Origin of the sequence: Streptomyces hesseae, from assembly GCF_031845785.1 — a bacterium.
GTDB lineage: Bacteria > Actinomycetota > Actinomycetes > Streptomycetales > Streptomycetaceae > Streptomyces > Streptomyces hesseae.
On the sequence record NZ_JAVRFI010000037.1, the window covers coordinates 1 to 13,603 of the forward strand.

The window sequence follows — 13,603 nt, forward strand, 5'->3', positions numbered from 1 at the left end:
ACACGTCAACCGGATCAAGATGCTCAAGCGTCAGATGTTCGGCCGCGCTGGCTTCCATCTCCTCCGCAAACGAGTTCTATTGGCGTGACGGAGAGTGGTCGCGTCACAGAAGTTGAGCCAGAACCGGTTCTCGTGAACAAAGCCAGCCGCGGGCATCGTCCTGCCTGTAGCCCGGTCAGTCTCCAACGTCTTCAGTAAACGGCTGGTGGAGGCGGGCGCCCGCCTCCTGGTCGGCGGCACGGATGATGTCAGCCCGGAGGAGCTCGCCGAAGCGTGGGAGAGCGTCTGGGCCGGCTCGTCGGAACAGATCGAGTAGATCCGCGCTGCCCACCTCGCCGCCGCCTGCGCGGGAGTCGACCTGCACGCGCGCTCCCCTTTGGCCAGTGGCCTGTACGGCCTGCTCCGCGCGGCCGAGCAGGCTGATGACCGGCTGCTGTGCGCGGCGGTGCGCGCCTGCACCAAAGGCTCCGGAACCTTAATGAAGCTCCTTCTGGAACGCGCCGGTGACGAGCCGGAGATCCTGGTGAAACTGATGGAGGACGCGATGTGGGACCAGTGGGCCCGCACCGGGGGCATCGCGCCGATGGGAAGGCTCGGCGAGGCTGCGGTCGCCCTCAGCACGGTCCAGTACCTCGGCATCCCCGGCTGGGCCGAGGACCTGGAGCGCTACCAGGACCTACTGGAGAACCTGCTGGCCACATCCGCCATGGCCACCTCGCCGCCCCACCCGGCGACCGTGCCGGACAGCCCCCTGGACAGCGGCTGCCCGGCACGGTGACGACCAAGGAGGCGCCCGAGACACCGCCGACCAGATCGTGCTGCACCCCGCTGCACAGATTCCTACACCCACCAAAGACGGCCCGAAGCCACGCCCGGCCCGGCACAGCCGGAGCCAGCGAAACGCACCATCACGGCTCAGGCCGCGCAGCTCGTACTGTTCTACGGCACCGGCCGGGGCGCGACGTGCGGCTGGTCCAGGACCCAGTCGGCAGCGAGGGCGCCCATCGCCTCGTCCCGGGTCGTCGCCAGCTCCCCGCCGACCTGTCCGGCCTGAGTCACCCACCCGTACACGTGTGTGCCGTACGCAAAATCGTTGGGACGCGGTGCCACGTAGAAAACCCAGCCGAGGAAGGGCCGCTGCGGACCCTCCCGGTTCACGGCGGTGAAGTTGAACGAGCGCCGGTGGACCCGTCGTACCCGTTCCCGGGCTGCCTCTGACTGCCACAGGTCCTCCGGGCCAGCGAGGTGCTGGCGCAGGGCGTGTGCCGCCTCCGTGCCGTACTTGTAGGTGCGCCGCCCCACGGTCCCATCGGCGGTCACCCATGCGTGGCGATTCCAGATATGGCCTACGCCGGGGCGGAAGGTCCAGCCGAGCACGCGCTGATCGTCCTCGGCGGGGATGGGGCGGAAGACGTGCGGGGTGGGGTGTACGGCCGCTGCCGCCTGCCGGGCGTGTGCCGTGGCGGCCAGCTCAGCCCTGCGGGCGACGCGAAGGGGCCCGGCAGCGTCCTCCCGGGACGAGTAGCGGGGTTGTTCAGTCTGAGCGTCGGCGGTGACCCAGCCGAATTCCCTGTCGTAGATGCCGTACACCCACCCCACTACTTCCCCTGCTTCCACGACCTCTGTGTAGTCGTAGCACTGCTTTCGGTGAATGCGGGCAGCGGCCAGGTGCGCGGGCTCACGGATACGCAGCGGCAGCAGGGCGAGGTCGTCGGCGGACGGTGGGACCGGGGGAACCGGCGCCGGGATGGCCATAGAAAGAGGCACCCGGAGCCTCGGGTCGAGCTCGGCGACCCATTCCTGGCGGCCGATGATGGTGACGACGGCGAGCTCGTGGCGCTGCAGGTGCTCGAAGGCGCGGCGATCGATGCCGCAAGTGGAGTGGACGACCCCCTTCTCATTGAGGAGGTTCCACGCCTTCACGGCGCGCGGTGGAGGTTTCACCGGCGGCCGACGCCGGATCGGGTTCGTCCCTGCTTCGGCGTTGGCGATGGTGTCGGTCAAGGCGTCCTTCCCTTGGGTGTGCGGACGCGCTCACGGGTTTGCGGCGCGCAGGATCAGCCCGTGTCGGGCGGGCTGTATCCCCGCGCACGCGGGGGGAACCGACAGGAGGTCGACACCCTCCCGGGGATGAGTCTGCCCGCGACCTGCGGCCTTCCTCAACTCCTTCCGGAGATGTGTGGCGACTGCCGAGCAGCCCGGCGCGACGGAGCCGCCCGAGACCGCATGGGCTGACGACTGGATCACCGACGCCCGGACAGCCGCCCGTCGCGGTACGAGACGGTTCCCACCCCGCTGTGCATCGGGTCGGCGAGCTGCGTCAACGCGTGCACGGCGGCATCCATGCGGTCCGGGGAGTCCAGGCCAGCGCTGCACTACGGCAAGGACGGCGCCCTGACCGGCCCCGGCAAGGAGCACGCCGAGACCTCTTTTCCGGACTAAGCCACGCGACGGCGACGGGCAGCCCTGAGCGGGGAGAGCAGAGGCCGCAAGCGTGGTCGTCCCCATGCTCAGCGGACCACTCGCACCAGGAGGGCACCCGAGCGATGGGAGGGGTCGATTGAACCGGCGAGAAGCCGCACCGCCCAAACGCGCCATCCCTGCGCCGTGCCGCGAAGATTGAGACAAGGTATAACACGCGCCATCATCTGGCCGCGCTCGCCCACCGCGACGTCAATCATGCACTTGCGGGGCAGCGGCTTTGACGTGGGGAGCCTCGGGATGCCGAGAGAAGATGAGGAAGACTTCCGGCTCGAAACGCGGACCGAGTGGGTTTTTGCAGCAAAGCCGGATAGGGAAGTAGAGCGAATACCTAGTCCTAATAAGTTGGAAGGGGAGGAGGCCGCGGCCGACTGGGTCAGAGAAAAGAAGCCTCTACTTTGGACGGGATCCATATTCTCAGTGCCGCCTCCATCAGGATTTCCATCTGGTGCCGCTGTCACGGAATCCCTCCTTCAACTCCTTATCCCGCATAACGTTCAAGGTAAGCCCCGGCAAGAGCTCATCTGGGAAATGCAGCCACGTTGGCCTCTCGAAAATATTCTGGATCTATTTAAACTGGTGGGATTCGATCTCTCGAAGTCTCTGCTGTCCTTCTTCGACGAGATGAACAGAGAAGCGTCCCCGAACGACCTGCACCGGGCGATTGCCCAGTACTATCATGACGGACTTGCATCCGCTCCGTTTTTCTTCACGGTCAACTGGGACACACTCCAGGAACGTGCCTTCCGAGAAATGGGATTCGAGGCCCTTGTGGCGGGCCCCAGGCGACGTCCGGATGATGAATTCGATTCACCCGGTGATAATTCCATATCTTGCTTTCATCCGCATGGCTCATTTCAGACTAGGGATGCTGTCTGTTCCTTCAGGCGCGAGGTGCATCAGTTGCCCATAGCGTCAAGCCGCTGGCTTTCTCGTCCGATTGCTTTTCTGGGATACTCCGGATATGAGCCCAGCCTGTATGATCACCTGCACGGAAAGCAGCCGCAGCTTTGGTGCGTCAGAAAACTCGAAGACGACATGAAGATCCCGGCAAAGCGCAGGATCCTCTGTCGCCCCAATGTATCTGTCTATGAGGGTGACCTGCGTAAACTGCTGACGTGTCTCGGCCTCCTCAGTGCAGAAATCAACCTAGATAGCAACTATCTTGCGCTTGAATCGAAGGTTCCGGGCAAAGTAATTGATCTTCTCTCGATCGCACTTATCTCGTCCATTAACCCCAATGCCTGCTTGTTCGCGCTCTCTTCTGAGCTCTCGTCCGCCTATCCAGAGCCGGAAGCCGCCATCCGCTACTGCGTGATCATGAAGTGCCTTACTGACCACATTCGAGATCGAGTCAATAATCCTGAATTTCTCCCCGCCCTCATAGCGGCATCAGCCAAGAGGAATACAGAGCAGCTCTGGATTTCTGCACTTGCATACGTTTTGCGGCATCAGGAGCCGTCCATCGCCACCGTTTTGGAACTCCTAGATCGGGCTCAAAATGCAGCTGCTGCGTCACCGAAGCTTCCGGATCCAATTGATGAAGCAATCCTCACGCCTGGCACTACATATGGAAGAACAAAAGTGTACCGCGATTTCGTCGAAGAATCTGCTCGCTCGTTGCTCCCTGGTGAGTACATCATGCCACCGTTCTTCGGCGGAGATCTGGCCGGCATCGGAGAGTTTGCCGAATTGCTCGCCTTTGAATACTTGCGGAAAGGTGATCTAGGGAGGGCAAGGAACATATTTGATTATGCCGCAAGTCGCCTCTATCTATCAGGGAATTGGAATGCAGGTCGGCTCAATGAATTGGCGTACCTGAATATTGATCGGCTCGCTGGATGCTGGGATCGGAAGAGCTTGCGTATTCCCTTGTAGTAAACGATGTCGAGATCACCTCGGGCCCCCCGGGATGATGGGCATGCCAAGGGTGACCGGGGCACGGTTGCGGGTTCTGACGAGGCGGTCGAGCGAGGCGAGTTTGTTGCGGGCGGCTTCGAGGCTGACCTGGAGCCCTTGGACCTCGCCGAGCCAGCCGTTGACGCGGGCCTCCTCAATGCGGTCTCCGAGACTGCGGATGATCTCTTCCAGACGTCGGCGCTGCTGAGGGTCGACTCGGAGCATCGGACATCGGACGCATGCATGTTCGTGCGCGCAAGGGGTGCCGTAGGGGCGCCCGCAGGTGCCCAGCTCGACTTTTCGCAGTTCGAAGTGCTTTTGAAATTCGTCCCACTCCTGCTCTGTGGGTTCTCGGTATTCCGCAGCTGGGCGGGCAGCACGCCGAGTGTCGAGGAAAGACCGATAGGACCTGATCAGCTCTTCCTGGAAGACGGCGAGGTATGCCTGAGTGGTGTTCAGGCTGTGGTGACCGAGGATCTTCGCCGCGATATGGACGGGCAGGCCACCGGTGACGGCGTCGGTAATGAACATCCTCCGGAAGTCGTGCGGCGTGTAACGCAGCGGCTGACCGGAACGGTCAGTGAGGCCGGATCGTTGCAGCGTCTCGTTGAGGAGTCGGTAGAGGATCTTGGTGCCAATGATCTCCCGACGCCATCCGATCTTGCGCTGGAACAGGTGGGGCAGCATGGGGCCAGTCACGCGTTCATGCGGGTCGTAGCGGGCCGCCAGAGGGACACGCCCGTCGGCACCTCGGATTCGGCAGACCACGGCGGCCAGCACACTGGCCAGTTCCGGGGTGACTAGGAGCAGACGTTCCTCGTTGCTCTTGGACGGGACGATCTGAAGCAGAGGAACAATCTCGCCGCTGTCGGGCAGACGGTAGGAGATCAGAGCGAGGTGGGTCAGCTCCAGTAGTTCCTCAATGCGGACGCCAGTATGGCGGAGCGTCTCAATGATCGCCCAGGCCCAGAAGGCGTCCTCTTCCTTGCGAAGCAATTCGATGCGTTCGTCGCTGCTCTCGTCGGTGACGAGGACAGCGTCCGGGCCGTGCTGGCTCGCGCTGCGTGTGTCCCACCGATATTGGACCCGGCGGTAGGCCCTCCCCGCGTGTGCAAAGGTCTCACTGATAGGCGTCTGACGAGCGGTGGCAAGCAGTGTGGCCTGGTCTTCGCGGTGCTTCTCCGCAGTGTCGACCAGCGCCGGCAGGTGAGGGAGGCGCTCGCGGATACGCTGGTGCACTTCTGCCGTTCGGGCACGGTTGCGCTTGGAGACCCCTTCGAGTTCGCTTCGGCGGATCGGGCAGCGAACTGCCCATGGAGCCCAGGAAGGATCTTCGTGTGCCCATTCCTGGATGTCGAGGTAGAAGGCCCGAACGCGCCCCAGGACTTCCAGGCGGCCCCTGCGGGGCCTCTTCGGGCCTTTCGTTCCTGACGTGAAGGCCAGTCGGGCCTTCCAGGCATCGGCGACCTCCGGCGGAAGGTCGAGAGTGCCGATGCCGGGATGGTGCCGCTCGATGTCGGCCCAGAACGTCGAGGCCAGAGTGCTGGTCAGTTGGCGGAAGGAACTGAAGTCCATGCCCGGGCGCCGCTCGTTGAGATAACGGATCAGCAGGTCGCGTACTCCTGGGCATTGGATTTGCCGCTGGGCGACCAATTCTTCGGTCGTGACCTGGCCCAGCCGCAGCGTGGCGCGCAGGCTCTGGCTGGTATCGAGAACGCCGATGTCTCGCAGCACGTCCCAGGCCCCGTGGATGCCGCTCTTGTGCTGGCCGTAGCGGTTGATGTTCCAGGCCCGGAATTCGAATACATCGTCACTGGTGACCTCGTGGAGGTCTTTGCCGGTGTGCAGCACGATCTTGGACAAGACGGTGAGGGCTTGCGAGACCTGGCGCCCGGCCATGCCGCGCGTTCGGGCTGCCTCCTCTGCACGGGTGAAGGCGTCAATGGAATGTTCCGTGCGCACGTCGGCGAACAGGCGGACCGAGTTGTAGCCGACGAGGAAGTCGTAGCTGGGCAGCACCAGGCGACACAAGAGGAGGCCGGCGAGACCGCTGACGATCTCGCTGCGGAAGTTCCGCAGCGAGCGTTCTTCCGCCGCAGCGACGCCCGCGACCCAGCTCAGCGGCCCCGGGTCGCTCTCGCAGGAGTCCCATCGCTCCTGCCACCCGTTGCCGGGCCTGTCCGCCAGCCAGTTCAACATACGCTCGGCAGCACGCAATCTCGTGCGTGCCTCGGCTCCCGACAGGTCGGACCAGGTGCGAAGACGGACTACCTTCTCCAGCACCTCCTGGCTGGGCAAGGTGTCGATCGGCCCAACACGAGGGCAGGGCGACCTGGTCTGCTGGGCGCCGATGAAGCGGGGCAACGGCGTCAGCTGTGAGCGCTGGGCGGGAGTGCTTGTCGTGGCGGTCATCGTGATTGTTCTCCAAAGAGCACGGCCAGGTCCGCGGCGTTGTAGCCGCGAGCGGGGGCCGGAACGGGGACAGAGGCTTCGGTCTGCTTGCGGTCCAAAAGGTGCTGGTGGACCCGGCGGATGACTTCCTCAGGCTCCTCTTCGAGATAGAGCTGTGTGGTTGACAGGTGCGCGTGGCCGAGGATGGTCTGGATATCGCGAAGCGAGAGGTTGCGGTCCCGCAGCATCCTCAGAGCGCAGGTGTGCCGGAGATCGTGCATGGTCCAGTTGGTGCCGAGCGCGTCGTTGACCCGGCGCAGGACGGCCCGGAGGGCGTCGTAGTTCAGCGGCTGCAGGACCAGTGGTCCTTCGCCGCGGCGCCGGCGCCGAAGGGTCCACCAGACCGGGTCGCTAGGCGACAGGGGGCCGATGCTGTCGAGGTAAAGACGCAGCCAGACGAAGGCGTCGTCGCTGGCTGGCAGCCACTGCTCGGCCCCGGTCCCCTTCCGCCGGACCCGGACGAGCTGATCACCCCAATCGAGATCGCCGCAGCGGATGCCCAGGACCTCGGCGGCGCGGCTGGCGTTGCTGATGACCAGCGAGGCGAGTGCCCGGTCACGGTCCGAACGCAGGGCTGTGAACAGCGCGTCCCACTGTTGGTCCGGCATCGCACGCGGCCGGCGTTTGGGGACCGGTGGGTTGTAGCGCAGGCGTCCCTCTGACCTGAACGGCTCCAGCGGGTTGTGATGCGCGTTCGGCCGCTGTCCCCCGCGGCGTTCCTGGGGCACCGGGTTCACCAGCGGGCCGGCTCCTCGCTCGATCCAGAACTCGTAAAAGCTGCGGATCACCGCGTTGCTGTGACGGATCGTCCGGGCGGCGTACTGATCTCCCACGTGCTGCTTACGGGTGATCGGGTTGATCGTGCCGGCGGTGGCGGCCGACTTCGTTCTGGGAGTCCGTCGCGGCTTTGTACTGCGTTGCAGCCACAGCACCAACTCGCGGACCTCCGCCGAGGTCACCTTGTCCCACTCGACGTCGAGGACCTGGAGCCACCGCCACCACCGCAGCAGGTCGTAGGCGTAGCTCCGTACGCTCCCGGCGCGGCGCCCTTGGGCGACGAAGTCACGCAGGTATCGCCGTACCGGCTCGATCGGCTCGTTGTCAGCGTCGTGGACCTCGTACGGCACAACGCCGCCGGTTTCCACCACCCGGCCCCACTGTGGAAGCTTGATCGCGTCGACATCGCGCTCCACATCGTTCGGCATCGCCACGTAGATCCCTCCGTTCGGGTTACGTGACTTCCTACCGACGCAGCACGACCAACGTTCCACGACACGCACGTGTCGGTGGCCGTAGTCCGGTCAACATGTCGATGCTCGCGCTGCACCTGCTCCAGTCCGCGCTCCGTCGGCTCCGGTGGGCATGCTCACCCTCCACCGGGGCGCGCCGTCGACGCACGCCCGCGTGTCGGCCCCGGGGTGCGGGTAGTCCGCGGGCAGGGCGTGCCCGGCGGGTGGCAGGAGCCGAGCACGGTATCCAGTCTCCTCGGCGGTCTCACACAGCACGGCCTGCTCAGACGTCTCTCCGGGTTCCACATGACCGCCACAGACCATCCAGCCGCCGTGCCGGGGGTGCTCGATGACGCCCAGCCGCCACGTGTCGCCGAAGCGGGCGAAGGGGTACAGGCTGGCGGTGCGGTGCCGGACCAGGTCCATCGCGGCAGCGTCCCACGCTTCGGGGCTCGGGGAACAGAGCGCGGGTGCACCTACGCTGAAGGCAGACGTGGGGCCGACGAGACGGATACTGCTGGCCCTTCGTGGGGATCACGAGCAGGCGGTGGATCGGGGGGTTCTTCAACGCGGCGAGGACCAAACGCAGGCTGTGGCGACCCGCCGGCTGGTGTGTCGTCGTTCGTCGCGCCGTTGCTGGTGATGGTGGTGCAGTTGTGGTTGGCGCCGAAGGGCGCCGCTTCCTGACTCGCGGCCCGCGGTGAGGGGCTTGTCGTGGGGCTGTTTGGTTTTGGGCGCGGGGAGTTTGGGAGTGTCTGGTGGCAACGCCACTGAATCCTGACCGTCTTGTGGCCGCTCTTCGCCGCAGGCCCTGATCCTCGGCCTCGCCGGTGCGATCCTCGGTACGAGTACAACGCATCCCACCGCCCGGTGCGAGCGCGCGCCGAGCGCGTCTTCGCACGCATGAAAAACTGGAAGATCCTCCGCGACTGCAGGCTCAAGGACGACGGCGTCCACTGAGCCACCAGCGGCGTTTGCTCACATGCGCAACCTCGCTCTCGCCAGCTGATCTCAGCCCAGAAATCGCAACACTCCTTCGCCACCGCACAGTTAACCGGATTACGAGAAGACCCCAGGCAGTGGCGTGACCCGGGGAAACGGGCGACGAGTCCCGAAGGTCCAAACGGGCCAGTTTGCCTTGCTCAACGTGCAGCGGGTCAGGGATTGCTACCACAGGTGAATTTGCCGGAAATCGAATCAGCGTGTTGTTATTCTGTGAACCCTTAGCGCCCCACTAGAAAAGGAGAGCCGCCGCTTGAGCAAAAATTGCCCACATGTTCACGTGGCGGATCTCAGCCAGTTAATTCCGTCTATGCGCCTGGATTCGGGGATACTGGGGTTGGATTTTCGGCGCTGAGCGTATTCTCGTATCGTAGCAGAGCGGTGCGGTCGTGATAGCAGCACCAGCCCCATGGAGCCATTATCCCAATTAGTTGCCTGCAGGACGAGGTTTCCATCGGTGGATAGCATGACAAATTCCGGATATCCCTCGTAGCCGAAAATATCCGGATAGGAATCGGAGTGGGATCTGAATATATCCCACTCATCCATGAGGCCCACACGGACCCATACCATGTCAGATAGCTCGTCGTCCCATTCTGCGCGGTTCACTGCCAGAAGGAACTCACCCTTCCTGTCGAACAATCCTTCATCGTTCGCCAAGCGGAACCATGCAGAGTTGGCGGCTTCGAGAAATCCCGGGTCGCTCCGATTGATAACGAAGTCTCGCCTTCCTTCGTTGTGTCGACAGTGGCTTGCAAGCCGTGCGGCCCACACCGGCATTCGGTTGCCCGGCTCTTCTACTGCATGCATCCTCAACCCGGATGCGGCCAGGGCTTGTGCGATGCCTGCGATATCCATAAAGACCCCATATCGGCCGAGGCGGGGCAAGATCGCAAGGGTGGATCCCCGCCTGAATCTGTCACTCGTTCAGGTCGTAATCATATACCTTTTTGTAGTAATGGCCCATGTCTGTCGAGCCCTTCTTTTCTCTCACGTAACCGATCCTACCGTCCTTGACGAGGATGCGAAATCTGTTGCGATCCCGCGCGGGATTCCTTAAGTTTTCATCGGCTATATCGTAGATATCTGCACCGTTCCACTTTCCGGGGCCCCTGTATGTGTCCGGATTTCCGTCGGGATCTAACCTAATCGGACGGTTCCCGCTCACGACATCCTGGACGCCTCGGTGGATTTCCTTCGGCACGACATCGAAGGGGTCTTGTTTGGCACCACCGCTCTTTCCTGCAGCATTGCGGAGTGCTGTTCCGAGACCTTCATCGAAACGTGTGAGGCCGTCTCCGATAAACCCGGCGCCGGTGATAACCGCCGCACCGCCAACAGTGATCGCTGGGGCGCCGGCCACACAGCCAAACCCGAATGAAAGGATACATACGGTACCACCCGCAGTGATGGTGGCATCCCCGGCTCCCATCAGGAAGAGGCCGCCAACAGTTTCGCCGCCACCTATCCAGATGTCCTTGTTGGTGAAGACCTCCTCGGCGTAGTTTCCGATTGCGCTACCGACGGATTTGATCTTGTTCTTGAGTGACTCGGGTATCCAGCTGTCTTCTTTGCTGCTGGCGGCCTTGTTCGCTGCCTCGTAGGTCTTCTGCCAGGCCAGCTGCGCCCTCCGCCATGCGTCCTTTTCCGCCCTCTTCTTGACTACAGCAATGTCGTGGGCTTCGGTTGCTGCCTTCTCGGCTTCTTTCTTGTCCTTTCCAGCAGCTTCAGCTGAGGCGCGAGCCTCGCTGGCAGAAGTCCACGCGTCATCAGCGGAATCCCTTGCTGAATTAACCGAAGACTGTGCACGGGCGGCCGAATCGATGGCATCGCTTGCTGCCTGGATCGCATCGCTTTCCGCCTGCCGGGCGGTTTTCGCTGATTCCCTGGCTTGTGCAGCGGAGGCTTCAGCCTCGTTCGCCGACCTGTTGGCGTCGGCGGCGTACTTCTTCGCCAGCTCGGCGGACTCGTTGGCCTTCTGGGCCCAGGAGTTGGCTTCGTCCGAGGCCTTCTTCGCCACCGCTGCGACACGATAAGCCAGAGCAGCGTTCTTCTGTGCTTCGGCCGCGATACCAGCAGCGCCGGCGATCAGGTGCTGGACATCGGCGATGTGTGTCGCGGCGAGCTGGTCCTTGCGCTTGGCCATGTACTGGCCGACCGCGATGAACTGGTGCAGCTGCTGTGGCGGACTTTCGAGAGCGACCTGAGCTGCTGCCTTCAGTTCCGGGCCTGGGCTGCCGGTCAGCTGGGTCGCCAGGACCTGCTCGTCGGTGGTGCGGGCGGTGTGCTGCCCCTCGGTGAGGAACGCGGCGAGCTTGTCGGCATCGCCGTTGAGGGCGGCCATGCCTGCTTCCTTGATGCCGGAACCGCCGGCGCTGACGATCTGGGTGACGCGGACGCGGTAGTCGTTCGCCGCGGCCTGGTGCGCCCCGGTCTCAAGGAAGGCACGGACATGCTGAGCGTCACCGTCCAGTGCCTTGTTGGCCGCCTCGCGGACGGCGGGAGACCTGGGTTCGTTCGCCAGACGTTCGACGCGAACGCGGTCGTCCTGCTCGGCTGCCTGCTTCCAACCGGTACGGACGTACTCAGTAATGACTTCGTCAGAGCCGGCGAGCGCCACCTCGGCGGCGGCCCCGCTCCAGGCAGAACCGGTTTTCATCGTGAGGACCGCGAGTCGGCGGCCCTCTGCCGCGACTCGCTTGGCGTCCGTACCCGGCTTGGCGGCTTCAACTGCGAGGCGGGCGGCCTCGGCTTCGCGGTCCTTGGCCTCCTTCGTTGCCCGTGCCGCCTCGGCTCGGCGGGCGTCGTCCACGGCCTTGAGGTCCTTGGCCTTCTCGATACCGGCAGCGGTACGGGTCTTGAGCTCTTCGGCCTCGGCCTTGCGAGTTAGGGCAAAGACTGTACGGGCCATCGCCACTGCCTTCGAGGCGGCGTCCGCTGCGCTCTTGGACGCATCGGCGTGGGCCTTCGACTCCTTGGCAGCTGTGGCTGCATCCCCCGCATGCTTGGCGGCTTCATCGGCGAGGGCAGCCGCCTTCTCGGCGTGATCAGCCGCGTCGTTGGCCGCATCCCGCGCCTCGTAGGCGGCAGCCGAGGACTCCTGTGCCAGCGACTCGGCAGCATTCGCTGCCTGGCTCGCCTCACGTGCGTGACGACGAGCCGCGGCTGCAGCAGCGGCCGCCTCATCTGAATGCATGCCTGCCGCGTCAGCGAGATCGCTGGCCTCACCAGCCGCGGACGCGGCTGCATCGGCGTTCACGCTCGCACTCCCCGCGGCACGGGCCGCACCCATGGCAGCCCAGGCCGCCTTCCCCGCCTGGTCGGTGGCCTGGGCTGCCAGGCGGGCACTCTTTGCCGCGTTCCGTGCCTCTTCCGCCGCCTGACGGGCAGCGGAGGCCTGACTTGCGTCAGTCGCCGCAGCCGCCGCCGCGCCGCGTGCCCGTGATGCAGCCTCGGCTGCCCCGGCCGCCGCGGCCGCCGCTTGAGAAGCAGCAGCCGCCGCCACCCGCGCCGACTCGTTCGCCGACTCTGCCGCGCTGATGGCCTCCTGTGCGGCATCCGCCGCGCCGCGTGCTGCCTCAGCTGCCCGGCCGGCCGCGTTGGCAGCCCGTTTGGCGTCTTTACGAGCTTCCTCGGTCTGCTTAGCCGCCTTCAAGGCAGCTTCCTTCGCCAGCTTCGAGGCCTCAACGGCACGCGCGGAAGCCTCCTGCGCCGCTTCTGTCTGACGCTTGGCCTGTGCGCCCGCGGCATTGGCCTGTGCGGCCAACTCGGCTACCGAAGCGCGCTCCTGGTCCCGGGCGCGGGCCACATACTGCCCCACTGCGAGGAATTCGCGGATGTCCTCGGCAGTGCCGCTGAGCGCCAGCTTGGCAGCCGCTTTTATAACGGGGCCGCCAGCACTCATGATCTGTGTCAACGCGACCCGGTCATCGGCCTCGCGGGCGGTGAGCTGGCCGTCGTAGAGGAACTCCCGTACCTTCTCCGGGCCGCCGACAAGCGCGGCCTTGCCTGCGTCCTCGATGCCGGGCCCGCCAGCACTGATGATCTGCGTGACGCGTACCTGCAGGTCATGCTCCAGTGGCGCCTTCCAGCCGTCCTTGAAGAACGCCCGCAGCTCTTGTGGAGTGCCTCTCAGCGCGGTCTTCGCTGCCTCGCGCACTCCAGCGCCGCTGACCGAGAACAGCTGTGTCAGAGCGATTTGCTCGTCGTGCAGTTCGACAACGTCCTTCTCGCTGTCCAGAAACCGGTGCACGTCGTCGTCAGTGCCCATGAGTGCGGCCTCCGCCGCGGCCCTGACACCTGGGCCCCCGGACCTCCATGCTTCAACTACTCGGCCACGGTCGGTGGCCGGAATCGGGCCTGGGGCGGGCCCGTCGGTCGTGTTGGCCGCTGCCGCGGGGCTCGCGCCCAGAACGCTTGCGGGGAGTGAGATCGAAAGGAGGCCGATGCATAAGGCGCGTATGCCACGCCTCCGTCTTCCCCTTGGTCTGTTCAAGTCGATGTCCCCCCTCGAAGCAAACCCGTCCAGTCAGGCCGGGCTT

General features: G+C 64.6%; 8 protein-coding genes and 1 pseudogene. 3 read left to right on the forward strand and 6 right to left on the reverse strand.

Translation table 11 applies throughout. The features are described from left to right. Positions 1-478 precede the first annotated feature (478 nt). Positions 479-778 (forward strand): hypothetical protein, encoded by a 300-nt coding sequence (locus tag RM609_RS32640; RefSeq protein WP_311615991.1) that lies wholly within the window; start codon positions 479-481, stop codon positions 776-778. 161 nt (positions 779-939) lie between these two features. Here RM609_RS32640 and RM609_RS32645 read toward each other — a convergent pair whose 3' ends face one another. Beyond that, positions 940-2,004 (reverse strand): hypothetical protein, encoded by a 1,065-nt coding sequence (locus tag RM609_RS32645; RefSeq protein ID WP_311615992.1) that lies wholly within the window; start codon positions 2,002-2,004, stop codon positions 940-942. A 717-nt stretch (positions 2,005-2,721) separates the two neighbouring features. Here RM609_RS32645 and RM609_RS32650 point away from each other — a divergent pair. Then, positions 2,722-4,359: an SIR2 family protein gene (locus RM609_RS32650; protein ID WP_311615994.1), complete on the forward strand. Its 1,638-nt coding sequence runs from the start codon at positions 2,722-2,724 to the stop codon at positions 4,357-4,359. A gap of 15 nt (positions 4,360-4,374) precedes the next feature. Here the strand turns inward: RM609_RS32650 and RM609_RS32655 are convergent, their stop codons facing one another. The 3 genes from RM609_RS32655 to RM609_RS32665 all read right to left on the reverse strand — a co-directional run bounded on the left by RM609_RS32655 (position 4,375) and on the right by RM609_RS32665 (position 8,486). After that, on the reverse strand, positions 4,375-6,792 hold the full coding sequence (locus RM609_RS32655; RefSeq protein ID WP_311615996.1) for a tyrosine-type recombinase/integrase: 2,418 nt from the start codon (positions 6,790-6,792) through the stop codon (positions 4,375-4,377). Further along, entirely contained in the window at positions 6,789-8,036 is a 1,248-nt protein-coding gene (locus RM609_RS32660) for a tyrosine-type recombinase/integrase (RefSeq protein ID WP_311616048.1), read from the reverse strand. The genes RM609_RS32655 and RM609_RS32660 overlap by 4 nt, the downstream gene beginning before the upstream one ends. Positions 8,037-8,132: 96 nt before the next feature. Then, on the reverse strand, positions 8,133-8,486 hold the full coding sequence (locus tag RM609_RS32665) for an NUDIX domain-containing protein (RefSeq protein WP_311615998.1): 354 nt from the start codon (positions 8,484-8,486) through the stop codon (positions 8,133-8,135). Positions 8,487-8,906: 420 nt separating this feature from the next. On the opposite strand from RM609_RS32665, the pseudogene RM609_RS32670 reads away from it, so the two are divergent. After that, positions 8,907-9,069 (forward strand): annotated as a pseudogene (locus tag RM609_RS32670) (IS5/IS1182 family transposase); the annotation flags it as partial. Between the two features lie 269 nt (positions 9,070-9,338). Here the strand turns inward: RM609_RS32670 and RM609_RS32675 are convergent. Both RM609_RS32675 and RM609_RS32680 read right to left on the reverse strand, forming a co-directional pair. Continuing rightward, complete coding sequence (locus tag RM609_RS32675; RefSeq protein ID WP_311616000.1) at positions 9,339-9,920, reverse strand: hypothetical protein; 582 nt, start codon at positions 9,918-9,920, stop codon at positions 9,339-9,341. 61 nt (positions 9,921-9,981) lie between these two features. Then, positions 9,982-13,557: an ALF repeat-containing protein gene (locus RM609_RS32680; RefSeq protein WP_311616002.1), complete on the reverse strand. Its 3,576-nt coding sequence runs from the start codon at positions 13,555-13,557 to the stop codon at positions 9,982-9,984. Between the last annotated feature and the right edge of the window lie 46 nt (positions 13,558-13,603).